Genomic DNA, 17,621 nt, shown 5'->3' with positions numbered 1-17,621 from the left:
GCCCGGCTTTCTCACGAAAGCGGCGGCGTCAGGCCAGGGCGGCGATGGCGGCGGCGTAGTTCGGCTCGTCGGCGATCTCGCCAACCAGCTCGCTGTGCAGCACCTTGTTCTGCTCGTCCAGCACCACGACTGCGCGGGCAGCCAGGCCGACCAGCGGGCCGCTGGAGATGGCCACGCCGTAGTTGGCGAGGAACTCGCGGCCACGCAGGGTGGACAGGTTGACCACGTTCTCCAGACCTTCGGCGCCGCAGAAGCGCGCCTGGGCGAACGGCAGGTCAGCGGAAACGCACAGCACTACGGTGTTGGCCAGCTTGCTGGCCTCGGCGTTGAACTTGCGCACGGAGGTGGCGCAGGTCGGGGTGTCGACGCTGGGGAAGATGTTCAGCACCTTGCGCTTGCCGGCGTAGTTTTCCAGGGTGACGTCGGAGAGGTCGCCAGCGACCAGCGCGAGGGCCGGAGCCTGCTCGCCTTTCTGCGGCAGCTTGCCATCGACGGAAACCGGATTGCCCTTGAGGGTGACTTGAGCCATTGCTTGGATCCTTCTGGTGAGGGGTGGCAGCGCTGGCACAGTGCCAACGCCGCCCGAGGAATCGGGGCCGGGGGCAAATCCTAGCACGACTTGCCTGAGTGGAACGCTCGGATATGCGGATGAATATTCCGGAGCACGGCAGGTTCGCGAGCAAGGACTGGGCGTCCCCCTCGGTCCTACAGGTTGGCGTCCCGCTCTTTGTAGGAGCTTGCTCGCGACCCCTTACGGAACCGCGCCTACCCACTCCGCTCCGCGAACAACTGCGCCAACCAATCGGAAAACACCCGCAACCGCCGCGACATCTGCCGCCGCACCGGATACAGCACGCTCAATGCCAGCGGCGGTGGCCGCCATTGCTCCAGCACCTCCACCAGCTCGCCACTGGCCAGCCCGTCGCACAGGTGATAGCGCGGCGCCTGGATCATTCCGAAACCGGCACGGCAGGCGGCGATATAGGCATCGGCGTTGTTCACCGTGATCCGGCTCGGCAACCGGGTGGTGCGCAGCTCGCCGTCGAAACGAAATTCCAGGTCGAAGATGCGCCCGCTGGACGCCGACTGGTAATTCACCGCCAGGTGCCCGGCCAGCCGATCCGGATGCGCCGGCCGGCCATATTCCGCAAGGTACGAACGACTCACGCAGGTGAGCTGCTCCAGCTCGGCGATGCGCCGGCCCACCAGGCTGGAGTCCGGCAGCTCGCCGGCGCGCAGCACGCAATCCACGCCCTCGCGCACCAGGTCCACCTGGCGATCGTTGAGGCTCAGTTCCAGTTCGACCTGCGGGTAGCGGCGGCAGAACGCCGGCAACGCCGGGATCACCACCAGTCGTCCCAGCGAGCTGGGCAGGTCGACACGCAATTTACCGCGCGGGTTGTCCGGTGAATCGGAGAAGCAGTTCTCCGCCTCCTCCAGGTCCTCCAGCAGCCGCACGCAACGCTCGTAGTAGGCCTGGCCATCCGCGGTGATGCTGACCTGGCGGGTGGTGCGCCGCAGCAGTTGCACGCCGAGGTGCGCCTCCAGTTGCTGGATCAGCTGGGTCACGCTGGCGCGCGGCAGTTGCAGGCTGTCCGCCGCCTTGCCGAAGGCCCTGAGCTCGACGATGCGGGTGAACACCTGCATGGCCTGCAAACGATCCATGACGACGCTCCGATTATTCATTCACGCCAAATAGTTAAACCACAAGCAGCCGGTTTATCCATGCAAGTCAAACAACAAGAATGAATCCGCGCCCCACTTTCCGGAGAATCCAGCATGAAGACCCGCCGCCTCGGCCCCCAGGGCCCCAGCGTTTCCGCCATCGGCCTCGGCTGCATGGGCATGTCCGACTTCTACACCACCGGCAGCGACGAGAAGGAATCCGTCGCCACCCTGCACCGCGCCCTGGAACTGGGCGTCACGCTGTTCGACACCGCCGACGTCTACGGTCCGCACACCAACGAAGCGCTGCTCGGCCGGGCGCTGAAAGGCAAGCGCGAGCAGGTATTCCTGGCCACCAAGTTCGGCCTGCTGCGCAACCCCGACCAGCCCACGAGCCGCGGCGCCGACGGCCGCCCCGAGTATGTGCGGGAGGCCGTGGAAGGCAGCCTCAGACGATTGGGCACCGACCATATCGACCTCTACTACCAGCACCGTGTCGACCCCGGGGTACCCATCGAGGAGACCGTCGGTGCCATGGCCGAGCTGGTACGGTCCGGCAAGGTACGCTACCTGGGCCTGAGCGAAGCCTCGGCCGACACCCTGGAGCGCGCCCACAAGGTCCACCCGATCACCGCCCTGCAAAGCGAATACTCGCTGTGGACGCGCGACCCGGAAGAAAACGGCGTACTGGACACCTGCCGCCGCCTCGGCGTCGGCTTCGTTCCCTACAGCCCGTTGGGGCGCGGCTTCCTCACCGGCGCGCTGAAAAGCCCGGAAGATTTCGCCGAGGATGACTACCGCCGCTCCAGCCCACGCTTCAGCGGGGAAAACTTCGCCAGAAACCTGCAACTGGTGGAGAAAATCGGCGAATTGGCCAACGCCCGTGGTGTGAAGCCCGCGCAACTGGCCTTGGCCTGGGTGCTGGCACAGGACGAGCATCTGGTACCGATTCCGGGTACCAAGCAGCGCAAGTACCTGGAAGAAAACGTCGCCGCCCTGGCGCTGGAGCTCAGCGCCGGGGAACTGGCCGGGATCGACGCCATCTTCCCCGCCGGGGCCGCCACGGGCGGGCGCTACAGCGAAGAGGTGATGCGCCTGATCCAGTGAACCGGCGCCCCGCGAGCGAGCGCCAGCGGTTATGCTGGCGCTCATCCGGCGGAGGCCCCATGCGACGCATTCTTTCCATCCTGCTGCTCTCCCTGTCCGGCGCCGCTCTGGCGCACGAACAGTGCCGGGTCAGCGCCATCGACAGCGGCGACCGGCTCACCTGCCGGGGCGACGACGGCCTGTCCCGGAGCATCCATCTGCGCGGCATCGAGGCGCCGGGCGAGCCATTCGCCCAGCGTGCCCGGGAAACCCTGCAACGGCTGACCCTGGGCCGGACGGCCAGCCTGCGCGCGGCGCAACGCCAAGCGGACGGCACGCTGCGCGCAGCCGTCTGGGTCGAACCGGCGGACTGCCCCGGCTGCGGCCAGACCCTGGATGCCGGGCGCGCGCTCTTGAGCGTCGGCCTGGCGCGCTGGCGGTCGGCCGACGAGCAGGACGCCGAGGAGCAAGGCCAGTACGCGTTCGAGGAACAGGAAGCGCGGGCGCGCCGCATCGGCCTCTGGCGCGCGCCCTGAGGACTCAGCGCTCCGCGCGGAAACGCAAGTACTCGACCACCTCGTCCTGGGTGCCTCGGAACTCGATGCGCGAATCCTTGCTCTCGCGCTGGAAGGCGTACATCGGGTCGTAGTACTCGCCCAGCAGCCCCTCGATCCAGCCCCGGTGCAGGTCCACCGCGCCGCTGCGCTTCTGCTCTTCCAGGGCGGCATCCATGATCGCCGCCAGGCGCTGGTAGCGCTCGCCACCCAGGCGCTTGACGATCCCCGACAGGCTCTTGCGCAGGTAGGCGGCAAAGGAATCGAAACCACCCTCCTCGCCGACCACCTGCATGTGGTCGGCGCACAGGTCGATCACGTAATCCTTGAGGATGCGCTCCACACGCTGTTCGAAGCGGTCCTCCAGCCACACCAGCGGGTAACGTTGCATGCCCTGGTACAGCTCCAGCGGCACCGAGCAGCTGCCGACGATACGGCCTTCGTCTTCCAGCACGAACTGCTCCATGCCGGCGTGGCGCTTCTTCAGGATGTCGATGGCCAGGCGGTTCTCGAAATCGATCTGCGCCGGCTGCGGCGTGGCACGGCGACCGAAGGCGGAGCCCCGGTGGTTGGCGTGGCCTTCCAGGTCGAGACTGTTGGCCAGTTGGGCGATCACCTCGGTCTTGCCGGTGCCGGTCAGGCCGCCCACCAGCACGAACTGGCACTCTTCCACCGCCGCCTGGGTAGTGTCGAAGAGGAAGCCGCGCATCGCCTTGTAGCCGCCGACCACACGCGGGTAATCGATACCGGCCTCGCTCTTGAGCCACTGCTGGGTGATCTGCGAACGCAGGCCGCCGCGGAAGCAGTACAGATAACCTTCGGGATTCGCCTTGGCGAACGCCGCCCAGGCCTCGATGCGCTCGGCCTTGAGCTTGCCCATGACCAGCTCGTGGCCCAGGGCGATGGCCGCCTGCTGGCCGTTCTGCTTGTAGCAGGTGCCGACCTTCTGCCGCTCGCTGTCGTTCATAAGCGGCAGGTTCACGGTGTGCGGGAAGGCACCCTTGTCGAACTCGACCGGGGCACGCACGTCCATCATTTTAACGTCGCCGAGGAACAGCTCGCGGTAGTGGCGGGTGTTGTCGCGCATCAGGCCACCTCGACCGCGTGACGCTGTCGGCCGACCAGTTCGCCGATGGGCGCGAGGTCCAGGCTCAGCTCGCCGGCGGCGGCAAGGAACTGCGCCTCGCCCTCCGGCGCCACGGCCACCAGCAGGCCACCGCTGGTCTGCGGGTCGCACAGCAGCAGCTTGTGCAGCTCCGGCAGCGGCGCGATGCGCTCGCCGTAGCTGTCGAAGTTGCGCAGGGTGCCGCCGGGCACGCAACCGGCTTCCAGGTAGTGCTCGACACTGGCCAGGCGCGGTACCGCATCGTAGCGGATGCGCGCGGTCAGGCCGCTGCCGTCGGCCATTTCCACCAGGTGGCCGAGCAGGCCGAAGCCGGTGACGTCGGTCATCGCCTTCACCCCGTCGAGCTTGCCGAAACGCGCGCCCGGCTTGTTCAGGGTGCACATCCAGTCGCGGGCGAGGCCCACGTCCTCGGCGCGCAGCTTGGCCTTCTTCTCGGCGGTAGTGAGGATGCCGATGCCCAGCGGCTTGGTCAGGTACAGCTTGCAGCCTTCGCTGGCGGTGTCGTTGCGCTTCATGAAGCGCTTCTCGACCATGCCGGTCACCGCCAGGCCGAAGATCGGCTCCGGCGCGTCGATCGAGTGGCCGCCGGCCAGCGGGATGCCGGCTTCGTCGCAGACCTTGCGGCCGCCGGCTATCACCTCGCGGGCGATTTCCGGCGCCAGCACGTTCACCGGCCAGCCGAGGATGGCGATCGCCATCAGCGGGTCGCCGCCCATCGCATAGATATCGCTGATGGCGTTGGTGGCAGCGATGCGGCCGAAGTCGAAGGGATCGTCGACGATCGGCATGAAGAAGTCGGTGGTGGACACCACGCCGCGCTCGGCGTCGATAGCATAGACAGCAGCGTCATCGCGCGAGGCGTTGCCCACCCACAGGTTCGGGTCAAGGTTCTGCGCGCCGCTGCCGGCGAGGATGACCTCCAGGACCTTGGGGGAAATCTTGCAACCACAGCCGGCGCCGTGGCTGTATTGGGTCAGGCGGATCGGTTCGCTCATCGCGGACTCCGGCGAAGGAAAAACAGGCGACAATTCTAGCAAAGCCGACCTTGGCGGCGCTTGTCCCCGGGCGTATCGTCGAAATGTTTCGCAAGGGGGGAATTACCCGATGTCAAAACAGATTGCGCTGGTGCTCGGTTCCGGCGGAGCGCGCGGCTACGCGCATATTGGCGTGATCGAGGAGATCGAACGGCGCGGCTACGAGATCGTCTGCATCGCCGGCTGCTCGATGGGTTCGGTGATCGGCGGCATCTACGCCGCCGGCAAGCTGGAAGAGTACCGCGACTGGGTGGAGAGCCTGGATTACCTGGACGTGCTGCGCCTGCTCGACGTGAGCTTCCGCCTCGGCGCCATCCGTGGCGAGCGGGTTTTCGGCAAGATCCACGAGATGCTCGGCGAGGTCGATATCGAGGACCTGCCGATTCCCTACACCGCCGTCGCCACCGACCTCACCAACCAGCAGGAAATCTGGTTCCAGGAAGGCTGCCTGCACCAGGCCATGCGCGCCTCGGCGGCGATCCCCAGCCTGTTCACCCCGGTCATGCAGGGCTCGCGCATGCTGGTGGACGGCGGCCTGCTCAACCCGTTGCCGATCGTCCCGGTGGTTTCGACCCACGCCGACCTGATCGTCGCGGTCAACCTCAACGCCACCAACCAGCGCCAGTATTCGCTGCCGGTGATCGAGCGCCCGCCAGCCCTCATGGGCCGCTTCGACGCGGTGATCGGCAGCCTGAGCAACAAGCTCAGCTTCTTCCGCCGCCAGGGCGGCGACGCCGAAGCGCCGCCGGAACTGCTGCCCGACGCCCTGCTCCACCCGGTGCCGGCCCTCGCCGAGCAACCGGCCGAGCCGGAAATGCAGCAACCGGCCGCCGCGCCCCTGGCCAAGGGCTCGCCGCGTTCGGCCACCGGCAGCCAGGTGATCGACAGCAGCAGCCCGGCATCCCTGCTGGAACTGGTCAACCAGAGCTTCGAGGTGATGCAGACCTCGCTGGCGCAGTACAAGATCGCCGGATACCCGCCGGACATCCTGATCAACGTGCCCAAGCGCGTGTGCCGCTTCTTCGAGTTCTACAAGGCCCCGGAACTGATCGCCCTCGGCCGGCAGATCGCCAGCGACACGCTGGATCGGTACGAGGAGGAGAATCAGTACTGACCGGCTGATCCGCTGCCATGCGGTTCGCGAGCAAGCTCGCTCCTACAGGACCTCGCCGCTCGGCTCTTCGTAGGACCGAGGGGGACGCCTAGTCCTTGCTGGCGAACCGTTTCCCCCCCGTACTGAAGCCGTTCATCCTAAGGATCAACCTTCGCGCAAGCGATAGCCGACGCCGGCCTCGGTGACGATGAAGCGCGGCGTCGCCGGGTCATCGGCGAGCTTCTGCCGCAGATGCCCGACCACTACGCGGAGGTAGTGGGTATCCTCGGTATGGGTCGGCCCCCAGATGTCCTTGAGCAGTTGCTGCTGGGTCACCACCCGGCCAACGTGACGCGCCAGGGTCGAAAGCACGGCGTATTCCTTGCGGGTCAGCGAGACTTCGGCGCCGTCCAGCAGCACCCGGCGGTAGGAGAAATCCACGCTCAACGGGCCGACCGCGACCAGCACTTCCTGGGTCTCGCCACTGCCGCCCTGGCGCAGCAGCACGCGGATGCGGGCGAGGAATTCCTGGATGCCGAACGGCTTGGTCACGTAGTCGTTGGCACCGCTGTCCAGCGCCAGCACCTTCTCGCTTTCGCTGGCGCGCACCGAGAGCACCAGCACCGGCACCTGCGACCACTCGCGCAGTTCGCGCAGCACGTCCTGGCCGTCCTTGTCCGGCAGGCCGAGGTCGAGCACGACGAGGTCCGGTCGGCCCAGAGCAGCCTGGGCCAGGCCCTCCTCGCCGGTGCTGGCTTCGAGCACCTTGTAGCCGCCGGCGCTGAGGCTGATGCGGAGGAACTTGCGGATCTGCGGTTCGTCGTCGACGACCAGGATAGTGGCGGCGCTGGCGTTCATCGGGGAGCTGGACTGGCTGGCGAGGCCGTTCAGCTTGAGCCTTTCAGACAGCGGCATCAAGCTGCTCCAGGTCCGGCTGCTGCTGCAACGGCAGGTGCAGCACGAGGGTGGTGCCGCGCCCGTCGATGCCGTCCTCGACGGTGATCCGCCCGCCGTGGGCGCCGACCATGCCCTGGCAGATCGCCAGGCCCAGCCCGGTACCCTGCCCGCCACGGTCGCCGCGCGCGGCGGTGTAGAACATGTCGAAGATCTTCTCGCGCTCGGCCGGCGGAATGCCCGGTCCTTCGTCGCTGACCGAGAAGCGCAGTTCCTCTTCGTTCGCCTCCACCGCCACCCGCAGGCGCCCTTGCGGCGGCGAGAAGCGCGCGGCGTTTTCCAGCACGTTGACCAGCGCCTGCTCGATCAGCGCCGCATGCACGTAGAGCAGCGGCAGCTCGGGCGGCACGCGGGTTTCCACGCGGTACGGGGCAACCACCGCGCGCAGGCGGTTGAGCGCGCTGCCGACGATGTCGCCGGGCGACACCCAGTCGCGCGACAGCTTCAGGCCGCCGTGGCCGAGGCGGGTCATGTCCAGCAGGTTCTGGATGTAGCGGTCCAGGCGCTCGGCCTCGTCGCGGGTGCTTTCCAGCAGTTCGCGACGGTCGTCGGGCGGAATCGCGTCACCCAGAGCCAGCAGGCTGTCGATGGCGCCGCGCATGGAAGTGAGCGGCGTGCGCAAATCGTGGCTGACCGAGGCCAGCAACGCGCTGCGCAGTTGTTCGGTTTCGCCGTGCAGGCGCGCGGCCTCCAGGTCCTCGGCCAGGCGCGCGCGAGCCAGGGCCTGGCCCAGCGGCTGGCCGAGGGCGGCGAGCAGGCGGCGACGCGAACCGGGCAACGGCTGGCGGTCGCGCGGGCTGACGCCCAGCAGCGCCAGCGGGCCGTCCTCGCCGGACAGCGGCCACCACCACCAGCGCCCGCCCGGCAGCGTGCCGGTGCCCAGGCCTGCGGGCTGGTCATGCTGCCAGGCCCAGTCGGCGGCGGCGCGTTCCTGGTCGTCCAGCGGGCGGCTCAGGCCTCCCTCCACCTTCCACTCGCCGTGGGCTTGTCCGAGCAGGCAGATGTCCAGCCCCTCCCAGCCGCCCAGCTGCTGCGCGGCAGCGGCCATCACTGCCTTGCGGTCAGTGGCGGCGGTCAGCTTGCGCGACAGTTCGAGCATCTGGCTGGTCTCTTCCTGCGTCTCGCGCAGCGCCTGCAGTTGCCGGCGCTGGCGGGCCGCGAGGTTGCCGGTGAGGCCGGCCATGAGCAGGAAGAACAGCAGGGTCAGCACGTCTTCTTCGCGCTGGATGGAGAAGGAGAAGTGCGGCGGGATGAACAGGAAGTCGTAGGCCAGGAACGACAGCACCGCGCACGCCAGCGCCGGGCCGAGGCTGCTGCGCACCGCCACCAGCAGGACGGCGGCGAGGAACACCAGGGAAATGTTCGGCAGCTCCAGAACACTCGCCACGGCCCAGGCCAACGCGCTGGCGCCCGCCGCGGCCAGTGCGGCCAGCAGATAGCTGCCCCAGGGCCAGGGGGATTGCGGACGGGCTTTCGGCGGAGCGAGATCGGCCTCGCTGTCGAGCACACTGACTTCCAGCCCATCGCCCAACCGCAGTAGACGCGCCGCCAGCCCGCCGCCGAACAGCCGGCGATGCCAGCGCTGTCGCGAGCGCCCCACCAGCAAGAGCGTGGCGCGACGTTCCTTGGCATGTTCGACCAGGGTGCGCGCCACTTCGCCGCCGCGCAGTTCCACCACGTCGCCCCCCAGACGTTCGGCCAGCTGCTGGGCGTTTTGCAGTTGCATGCGCGACTCTTCGCTGCGCGCTTCGCCGGTATCCACATGCACCAGCGACCACGGCAGGTGCCGGCGCTCGGCCACGCGGCAGGCGTGTCGCACCAGGCGCTCGGCATTGTGTTCGCCGTCCACGCCGACCAGCATGCGCCCGCGCACGGCTGGCGCCTCGCCGCCCTGCTGGCGATAGCGATGGGCCAGGTCGGCATCGACCCGCGCGGCGGCGGTCTGCATGGTCAGTTCGCGCAGCGCGGTGAGGTTGGTCTGGCTGAAGAAGGCGTCGATGGCGGCGCGCGCCTGTTCGGGCACGTAGACCTTGCCTTCGCGCAGGCGCTCGAGCAGTTCGCGCGGCGGCAGGTCCACCAGCAACAGGTCGTAGGCCTCCTGCAGCACCCAGTCGGGCACGGTTTCGCGCACCTGTACGCCGGTGATGTCGCGCACCTGGTCGTTGAGGCTTTCCAGGTGCTGTACGTTGACCGTGGTGTAGACGTCGATGCCGGCCGAGAGCAGTTCCTGGATGTCCTGCCAGCGCTTGGCGTGGCGGCTGCCGGGGGCGTTGCTGTGGGCCAGCTCGTCGACCAGCGCCAGTTGCGGCGGATCGGCCAGCAGGCCGTCGAGGTCCATCTCTTCCAGGGTGATGCCACGGTAGACCGAGCGCTTGAGCGCCTGCTGCGGCAGGCCGGCGAGCAACGCCTCGGTCTCGGCGCGACCGTGGGTTTCGACGATGCCCACGCGCAGGTTCACGCCCTGGCGCGACTGCCCCTGGGCCGCCAGCAGCATGGCGTAGGTCTTGCCGACCCCAGGCGCGGCGCCAAGGAATACCTTCAGGCGGCCACGGCCCATGCTCGGCAAGTCGGCAAGCAGGGCGTCGGCGCGGTTGGGGTCGGTCATGGGGCTATCCTCGGAGCGCTTTCGGCACTCGCTTCATGTCATTGGAGTGAGCCGGCAAAGCCCCTCACCCCAGCCCTGGCTACGCGCCCCGCTCCAAAGGGAGAGGGGGTTGCCCGAGACGCGCAGGAAACATCATCCCACGGCCCGGACCGCAGTGGCGCTGGAGTCTAGCGAGGCTGGCTGGCCAGGACCATGTTCAGCGCCAGCACGTTGACCACGGCGGGGCCGATCAGCGGACGCTCGGTGTTGGCTTCCACCAGCTTCTCCAGGCTCGCCGCCGGTACGCCGCGCTCCAGCGCAATGCGCGGCACCTGGTACAGCGCAGCGGCGGGCGGCAGTTGCGGGTCGAGGCCGCTGCCGGAGGTGGTGACCAGCGCCAGCGGCACCGGCTGCGCGCCGACCTGCTGGGCGGCGGCGTCCTTGGCGATGCGTTCGGCCAGCGCCGGGTTGCCGGGCGCAAGGTTGCTGGCGCCGCTGGAGACGGTGGCGAAGTCGCCGGCCGAGGGCCGCGAATGGAACCACTGAGCGCCGTCGAACTTCTGCGCGATCAGCGCCGAGCCGCGCACGTTGCCCTGGTCGTCGCGCACCAGGCTGCCGTTGGCCTGGTCGTGGAAGGCAACCTGGGCGATGGCGGTGACGGCCAGCGGATAGGCGATGCCGGTGACGGCGCTGAGCAGGATCAGCGAGGCGATGGCAGGGCGGAGTTGCTTGAGCATTTTGGGTGATCCTCTGTTGGGTTGGGAGCGAGGGATTGCCCTCACCCCGGCCCTCTCCCAGAGGGAGAGGGTGTTGCTCGGTGCATCCGGCCAGATCGAGGCTGGCCGTGATCTGTAGGAGCGAGCTTGCTCGCGAACCGCCCGAGCGCCTGAGCTGCCGGGAAATCCGTTCGCGAGCAAGCTCGCTCCTACACCGGTCAAGCCAGACCGATGGCGACCAGGATCATGTCGATCAGCTTGATCCCCACGAACGGCGCCAGCAGCCCGCCGACGCCGTAGATCAGCAGGTTGCGCCGCAGCAGCTGCGACGCGTCGCTGGCCTGCACGCGCACGCCGCGCAGGGCCAGGGGGATCAGCGCGACGATGATCAATGCGTTGAACACGATGGCCGAGAGGATGGCGCTCTGCGGGCTGGCCAGCTTCATCACGTTGAGCACGCCCAGTTGCGGGTAGATGCCGGCGAACAGCGCGGGGAGGATGGCGAAGTACTTGGCCACGTCATTGGCCACCGAGAAGGTGGTCAGCGCGCCACGGGTCACCAGCAGTTCCTTGCCCACCTGCACCACGTCCAGCAGCTTGGTCGGGTCGCTGTCCAGGTCCACCAGGTTGGCGGCCTCGCGGGCGGCCTGGGTGCCGTCGTTCATGGCCATGCCGACATCGGCCTGAGCGAGTGCGGGAGCATCGTTGGCGCCGTCGCCGCACATGGCGACCATGCGCCCCTCGCCCTGCTCCTGGCGGATGCGCGCCAGCTTCTTCTCCGGCGTGGCTTCGGCGATCACGTCGTCCACCCCCGCTTCTGCAGCGATGGCGGCAGCGGTGAGCGGGTTGTCGCCAGTCACCATCACGGTACGGATACCCATGCGGCGCAGTTCGGCGAAGCGCTCGCGGATACCCGGTTTGACCACGTCCTTCAGGTGGATGGCGCCCAGCAGCTTGCCGTCGGCCACCACCAGCAGCGGCGTGCCGCCGCTCTGGGCGATGCGCTCGATCTCCTTGGCCAGGCTCTCGGGCATCTGCGTGCGGTCCAGGCCGACGAAGGCCAGCGCGGCATCCACCGCGCCCTTGCGGTACACGTGCCCGTCGATGTCGATACCCGACAGGCGCGTCTCGGCGCTGAAGGCCACCGGGCTCACACGGTTGCGCTCCGGCTCGGGCAGGATGATCTGCGCCCGCAGGAACTCCACGATCGACTTGCCCTCGGGCGTGTCGTCGGCCAGCGATGCGAGGAACGCACCCTCGGCCAGTTCCAGCGGCTGCACGCCGGGGGCGGTGTGCAGCGCGCTGCAGCGACGGTTGCCGAAGGTGATGGTGCCGGTCTTGTCGAGCATCAGCACGTGCACGTCCCCCGCCGCTTCCACGGCGCGGCCGGACTTGGCGATGACGTTCAGGCGCACCAGGCGGTCCATGCCGGCGATACCGATGGCCGAGAGCAGGCCGCCGATGGTGGTGGGGATCAGGGTCACCAGCAGCGCCACCAGGAACACCAGCGGCAGGTTGCCGCCGGCGAACAGGGCGAACGGCTTCAGGGTGACGACCACCAGCAGGAAGATCAGCGTCAGGCCGATCAGCAGGATGTCCAGCGCCACTTCGTTGGGGGTCTTCTGGCGCTTGGCGCCTTCCACCAGGGCGATCATGCGGTCGAGGGTGGATTCGCCGGGGTTGGCGGTGATCTTCACCAGCAGCCAGTCGGACACCAGCCGGGTGTTGCCGGTCACCGCCGAGCGGTCGCCGCCGGATTCGCGGATCACCGGCGCGGACTCGCCGGTGATGGCGGCCTCGTTGGCCGCCGCCACGCCCTCGATCACCTCGCCGTCGCCGGGGATCAGCTCGCCGGCTTCGACACGCACCACATCACCCTTGCGCAGGCTGCTGGCGGCGACCTTCTCGAAATTGCCGCTGGCGCTCCGGCGCAGGGCCTGCAGGCCCTGGGTGCCAGCCTTGAGGCTGTCGGCGCGGGCCTTGCCACGGCCCTCGGCAAGAGCCTCGGCGAAGTTGGCGAAGAGCACGGTGAACCACAGCCAGACGGCGATCTGCACGGCGACGAAGGTGGGCACCGACTCGCCGCCCACGGCGCCCGACGCGCCCGCCACGCAAAGCACGCTGGTCAGCACGGCGGTCAGGGCCACCACCAGCATCACTGGCGAACGTTGCAGCTGGCGCGGGTCGAGCTTGACGAAGGCCTGCGCCAGCGCCGGCTTCCACAGGGCGGACAGCGCGGTGGTCGGGCGTTTCTCGACGGCCTTGTTCAGGGCCAGTTCCTGGGTTTTCGCATTCATGGAGGCGGCTCCTCAGAAGCCAAGCGTCAGGTGATCGGCCACCGGGCCCAGCACCAGCGTCGGCAGGAAGTTCAGGCCGCCCACCAGCAGGATGGTGGCGGTCAGCAGGCTGACGAACAGCAGGCCGTGGGTCGGGAAGCTGTTGGGACCCACCGGCGTGGCCTTCTTCGCCGCCAGGCTGCCGGCGATGGCCAGCACCGGGAGGATGTAGCCGAAGCGGCCGATCAGCATGGCCAGGGCGATCATCAGGTTGTGGAACGGGGTGTTGGCGCCGAACCCGGCGAAGGCAGAACCGTTGTTCGCGGTGCCGGAGGTATAGGCGTAGAGCAGTTGACTGAAGCCGTGCGGGCCAGGATTGGTCACCGCCGACGCCGGGCCCGGCAGGCTGGCGGCGATGGCGCCGAGCACCAGCACGCCCACCGGCATCACCAGCAGGGTCGCCACCAGCAGGCGGACTTCGCGGGCTTCGAGTTTCTTGCCGAGGTATTCCGGAGTGCGGCCGACCATCAGCCCGGCAAGGAACACCGCGATCAGGACGAACAGCAGCATGCCGTAGAGGCCCGCGCCGACGCCGCCGAAGATCACTTCGCCGAGCATCATGTTGATCATCGCCACCATGCCCGACAGCGGGTTGAGGCTGTCATGCATGGCGTTCACCGAACCGTTCGAGGCAGAGGTGGTGGTCACCGACCAGAGCACGCTGGCGGTGGTGCCGAAGCGGCTTTCCTTGCCCTCCATCGGCGCGCTCTGCTCCACCGGCAAGGCACTGAGTGCCGGGTTCGGCTGGTACTCGGCCCACAGCGAAGTCCCCAGGCCAAGACAGAACAGCACCAGCATGCAGCCGAGGATCGCACGGCTCTGGCGCAGGTCCTTGACGTAGTGGCCGAAGGTGAACACCAGCGCCGCCGGGATCAGGATGATCGACGCCACTTCGAACAGGTTGCTCCAGATGGTCGGGTTCTCGAACGGGTGCGCCGAGTTCACGCCGAAGAAGCCGCCGCCGTTGGTGCCCAGCTGCTTGATGGCGATCTGACTGGCCGCCGGCCCCAGCGGGATGGGCTGCTCGGTCCCCTGCACGGTCAGCGCGTGGGCGTAGTCGAGGAAGGTCTGCGGCACACCCTGCCAGACCAACAGCAGCGCCAGCAGCAGGCACAGCGGGATCAGCCCGTAGAGGGTGGCGCGAGTCAGGTCGACCCAGAAGTTGCCCAGGCTGTTCGTCGACTTGCGCGCGATGCCGCGGGCCAGCGCCACCAGCACGGCCAGGCCGACGGCGGCGCTGACGAAATTCTGCACGGTCAGGCCGAGCATCTGGCTCAGGTAGCTGAGCGACGCCTCGCCGCTGTAGGCCTGCCAGTTGGTGTTGGTGACGAAGCTCACCGCGGTATTGAACGCCAGCGTCCACTCCAGGCCCGGCAGATGCTGAGGGTTGAGCGGCAGCAGACCCTGCAGCAGCAGGATCGAGAACAACAGGAGCAGCCCGGCCAGGTTGAAGGCCAGCAACGCCAGGGTGTAACCCTTCCAGTCCTGCTGGACGTCGGGGTCGATGCCGCAGGCGCGGTAGATCGCCCGCTCCACGGGCAGGAAGACCGGGCTGAGGAAGGTGCGCTGCCCCTCCATCACCTTGTAATAGAAACGCCCGAGGAACGGCGCCGGCACCAGCACCAGCGCCAGGAAGACGACGATCAGCAACAGATCATGGCTGTTCATGGCCACCCCTAGGAACGATCGGCGCGCAGCAGCGCCACCAGCAGATAAATGAACAGTCCCGTGGCCAGGACCAGGGACACTCCGTCGAGCACGCTCATGGCTTCTCTCTCCTTCATGCGACTCTTGCCGCCTGCCGGAAATTTTCCGCAAGGACGGCGTAAAGGAGCGATTCCCGAAGCCCCGGCGAGGCATAAAGAAAACGTAAAAGACCACCCTGGCAGCCACTGGAAGCCCTTCGCGACAAGGCCGCCACCCGGCCCGCGTCAGGTAGACGTCCCCGCATTTGCAACCGCCCCCGGCCATGCCCTAGGCTTGGCTTCTTCACATTCATCCGATGATTGGATGTTTCCATGCCCAGCCCCATTCAGAAGCGCTCGCTGGTGGATATCGCCCTCGAGCAGATCCGCCTGCGCATCGATGACGGCACCTGGCCCCTGGGCCAGCGCCTGCCACCGGAACCCGAACTGGCCGAGTCACTCGGCATCAGCCGCAATACCGTGCGCGAAGCGGTACGGGTGTTGACCTTCTCCGGCGTGCTGGAAGTCCGCCAGGGCGACGGCACCTACGTACGCGCCTGCGCCAAGAAGCCAGCCGGCTGGCCGCCGAGCGCCGCACCGAGTCGGACATCCTGGCCCTGCGCGAGGCGCTGGAGGCCTCCGCCATTCGCCACGGCGGTGCCCTGGACGACTACATCGTCCATGACCTGATCTTCCACCAGCGTGTGGTGGACAGCGCCCACAACCCGGTGCTCAGCGAGCTCTACCGCTACTTCTCGCAGGTGATCCGCGCAGGCCTGGAACGCACCATCGGCGACCCCAGCCGACCGCAGCCGAGCTTCGAACTGCACCGCGAGCTGCTCGATGCCATCGAGCGCGGCGATGCCGAGGCCGCCGCCCGCGCCAATCGCGCCCTGCTGATCTGACGTTCTCTGTCTTTTGCCGGAATGCCCACCATGTCCCTGCCCCACGATCCACACGAAGCCGAACACAAGCGCTCCTGCCCCCCGGAGGAGCTGCTGGTCGACGCCGAGGCCAACGACGAACCAACGCCCCCAGCTCAACCGCCGCGCCCCTGGCTGCTGCTCCTGGGCCTGGTGCTGGTGGCGCTGAACCTGCGCCCGGCGCTGTCCAGCCTCGCCCCGCTGCTCAACACCGTCCGCGACGGTACCGGCCTGTCGGCCGCCGCCGCCGGTCTGCTGACCACCCTGCCGGTGCTCTGCCTGGGCCTGTTCGCCCCGCTGGCGCCGATGCTCGCCCGCCGCCTCGGCGCCGAGCGCACGGTGCTGCTGATCCTGCTCAGCCTGGCCGCCGGCATCGTGCTGCGCAGCCTGTTCCCGGTGGCCGGGCTGTTCCTTGGCAGCCTGGTGGCCGGCGCCAGCATCGGCATCATCGGCGTGCTGTTGCCGGGCATCGTCAAGCGCGACTTCCCGCACATCGCCGGGACCATGACCGGCGTCTACACCATGGCGTTGTGCCTGGGCGCCGCCACCGCCGCCGGCGCCACCGTGCCGCTGGCCGGGCTGATGGGCGACAGCTGGCAACCGGCGCTGGCCTTCTGGGCGCTACCGGCGATCCTTGCCGCGCTGGTCTGGCTGCCGCAGACCCGGCAGAACCACCACGCCCACCGCGCGGTGTACAAGGTGAAGGGCCTGTGGCGCGACCCGCTGGCCTGGCAGGTCACCCTGTACATGGGGCTGCAGTCGTCACTGGCCTACATCGTCTTCGGCTGGGTGCCGTCGATCCTCATCGACCGCGGCCTGAGCCCGACGGAAGCCGGGCTGGTGCTGTCCGGTTCGGTGATGGTGCAACTGTTCAGCGCCCTGGCCGGCCCCTGGCTGGCCACCCGTGGCAAGGACCAGCGCCTGGCGGTGGTGATCGTCATGAGCCTGACCCTGGCGGGCCTGCTCGGCCTGCTCTACGCACCGCTTTCGGGCATCTGGGGCTGGGCAGTGGTGCTCGGCCTCGGCCAGGGCGCCACCTTCGCCATCGCGCTGGCGCTGATCGTGCTGCGCTCGCCGGACGCCCACGTCGCCTCCAACCTCTCCGGCATGGCCCAGGGCGTGGGCTACACCCTGGCGGCCTGCGGACCCTTCCTGGTCGGCGTGGTGCATGACGTCACCGGCGGCTGGAGCGCGACCGGGGTGATCTTCGTGGTGGTCTCGGTCGGGGCGATCGCCTTCGGCCTGGGGGCTGGACGGGATCGCCTGGTGCAGGTGAAGAGCGAGCACGTGTAAAGCGCATTTCTGTAGGCGCGAGGGGGACGCCTGGTTCTTGCTCGCGAACAAATTTCCCGGCGACATCGGTGTTGGGCGGTTCGCGAGCAAGCTCGCTCCTACAGGTATTCATCCTGCAGCGTGGGGTGCAGCGGCGGATCTTCGCGGACAAGGGCTAGGCGCCCCCGTCTCTCCTACGGGAGCGCAGCTTCCGCTCTGGCTCTGGCTCTGGCTCTGGCTCTGGCTCTGGCTCTGGCTCTTAACAGACTTCCAGAGAAACACCCGAGCACTCCGAACCGCCCCTTTCAGGAGGCCGAGTGGAATCGGAGTTTCAGGGGTTGAGCGGCATGGATGCCGCGAGAGCGCTGTCGGGCCAGGGATGGCCCGTCAGCGCGTGCCCCTGGAACTTCGATGGAGCGAGGGAAGTCCCGCGAAGCGGGACCCGGATGCAGGGGCAAGACCTTTGGTTACTTTCTGTCGTTTGAGAAAGTAACTCGCCCGAGGGGGCGAAATAAAATGTCCCCGAGCATGCCAAAGCGGCGCAGAATCACCCAGGCCCCAAGAGCATCGCGGACGGAGTCCGCTCCTACGAT

Annotated in this window: 14 protein-coding genes and 1 pseudogene; 5 read left to right on the top strand and 10 right to left on the bottom strand. The window is 68.1% G+C overall.

What is annotated here, in order from left to right; translation table 11 throughout:
- Positions 1-28 precede the first annotated feature (28 nt).
- Both tpx and ACYCAX_RS20175 read right to left on the bottom strand, forming a co-directional pair.
- A complete protein-coding gene (gene tpx / locus ACYCAX_RS20180; RefSeq protein WP_015476745.1) occupies positions 29-529 on the bottom strand; it encodes a thiol peroxidase in 501 nt (166 codons plus the stop codon).
- A 236-nt stretch (positions 530-765) separates the two neighbouring features.
- Positions 766-1,665 (bottom strand): LysR family transcriptional regulator, encoded by a 900-nt coding sequence (locus tag ACYCAX_RS20175; RefSeq protein ID WP_015476744.1) that lies wholly within the window; start codon positions 1,663-1,665, stop codon positions 766-768.
- A gap of 114 nt (positions 1,666-1,779) precedes the next feature.
- Between ACYCAX_RS20175 and ACYCAX_RS20170 the strand changes: the two genes are divergently transcribed.
- A complete protein-coding gene (locus ACYCAX_RS20170) occupies positions 1,780-2,772 on the top strand; it encodes an aldo/keto reductase (protein ID WP_015476743.1) in 993 nt (330 codons plus the stop codon).
- Between the two features lie 59 nt (positions 2,773-2,831).
- On the top strand, positions 2,832-3,287 hold the full coding sequence (locus ACYCAX_RS20165) for a thermonuclease family protein (RefSeq protein WP_460248698.1): 456 nt from the start codon (positions 2,832-2,834) through the stop codon (positions 3,285-3,287).
- A gap of 4 nt (positions 3,288-3,291) precedes the next feature.
- Here ACYCAX_RS20165 and mnmH read toward each other — a convergent pair whose 3' ends face one another.
- Both mnmH and selD read right to left on the bottom strand, forming a co-directional pair.
- A complete protein-coding gene (gene mnmH / locus ACYCAX_RS20160) occupies positions 3,292-4,392 on the bottom strand; it encodes a tRNA 2-selenouridine(34) synthase MnmH (protein ID WP_294975845.1) in 1,101 nt (366 codons plus the stop codon).
- A complete protein-coding gene (gene selD / locus ACYCAX_RS20155) occupies positions 4,392-5,426 on the bottom strand; it encodes a selenide, water dikinase SelD (protein WP_460248697.1) in 1,035 nt (344 codons plus the stop codon). Before selD ends, mnmH begins: the two co-directional genes overlap by 1 nt.
- Before the next feature lie 109 nt (positions 5,427-5,535).
- On the opposite strand from selD, the gene ACYCAX_RS20150 reads away from it, so the two are divergent.
- The gene (locus ACYCAX_RS20150) at positions 5,536-6,579 is read left to right on the top strand and encodes a patatin-like phospholipase family protein (RefSeq protein ID WP_015476739.1); all 1,044 of its coding nucleotides are present in this window, start codon (positions 5,536-5,538) and stop codon (positions 6,577-6,579) included.
- A gap of 144 nt (positions 6,580-6,723) precedes the next feature.
- On the opposite strand, the gene ACYCAX_RS20145 is transcribed toward ACYCAX_RS20150, so the two are convergent.
- From ACYCAX_RS20145 to kdpF, 6 genes are all read right to left on the bottom strand, one after another.
- Positions 6,724-7,416 (bottom strand): response regulator, encoded by a 693-nt coding sequence (locus ACYCAX_RS20145; RefSeq protein ID WP_460248718.1) that lies wholly within the window; start codon positions 7,414-7,416, stop codon positions 6,724-6,726.
- Positions 7,417-7,459: 43 nt separating this feature from the next.
- On the bottom strand, positions 7,460-10,117 hold the full coding sequence (locus tag ACYCAX_RS20140; protein WP_460248696.1) for an ATP-binding protein: 2,658 nt from the start codon (positions 10,115-10,117) through the stop codon (positions 7,460-7,462).
- Between the two features lie 167 nt (positions 10,118-10,284).
- Entirely contained in the window at positions 10,285-10,833 is a 549-nt protein-coding gene (gene kdpC, locus ACYCAX_RS20135) for a potassium-transporting ATPase subunit KdpC (protein ID WP_460248695.1), read from the bottom strand.
- Positions 10,834-11,030: 197 nt separating this feature from the next.
- Positions 11,031-13,109: a potassium-transporting ATPase subunit KdpB gene (kdpB, locus tag ACYCAX_RS20130; protein ID WP_460248694.1), complete on the bottom strand. Its 2,079-nt coding sequence runs from the start codon at positions 13,107-13,109 to the stop codon at positions 11,031-11,033.
- 12 nt (positions 13,110-13,121) lie between these two features.
- A complete protein-coding gene (gene kdpA, locus ACYCAX_RS20125; protein WP_460248693.1) occupies positions 13,122-14,816 on the bottom strand; it encodes a potassium-transporting ATPase subunit KdpA in 1,695 nt (564 codons plus the stop codon).
- An 8-nt stretch (positions 14,817-14,824) separates the two neighbouring features.
- A complete protein-coding gene (gene kdpF / locus ACYCAX_RS20120) occupies positions 14,825-14,914 on the bottom strand; it encodes a K(+)-transporting ATPase subunit F (RefSeq protein ID WP_009618573.1) in 90 nt (29 codons plus the stop codon).
- A gap of 252 nt (positions 14,915-15,166) precedes the next feature.
- Between kdpF and ACYCAX_RS20115 the strand changes: the two are divergent.
- Both ACYCAX_RS20115 and ACYCAX_RS20110 read left to right on the top strand, forming a co-directional pair.
- Positions 15,167-15,738, top strand: a pseudogene (locus ACYCAX_RS20115) (FadR/GntR family transcriptional regulator).
- Positions 15,739-15,768: 30 nt separating this feature from the next.
- Positions 15,769-17,049 (top strand): CynX/NimT family MFS transporter, encoded by a 1,281-nt coding sequence (locus ACYCAX_RS20110; protein WP_460248692.1) that lies wholly within the window; start codon positions 15,769-15,771, stop codon positions 17,047-17,049.
- The last annotated feature ends 572 nt before the right edge of the window (positions 17,050-17,621 follow it).

This window comes from Pseudomonas sp. MT3, from assembly GCF_054720805.1.
This window is presented reverse-complemented; position numbering and strand designations above follow the sequence as displayed.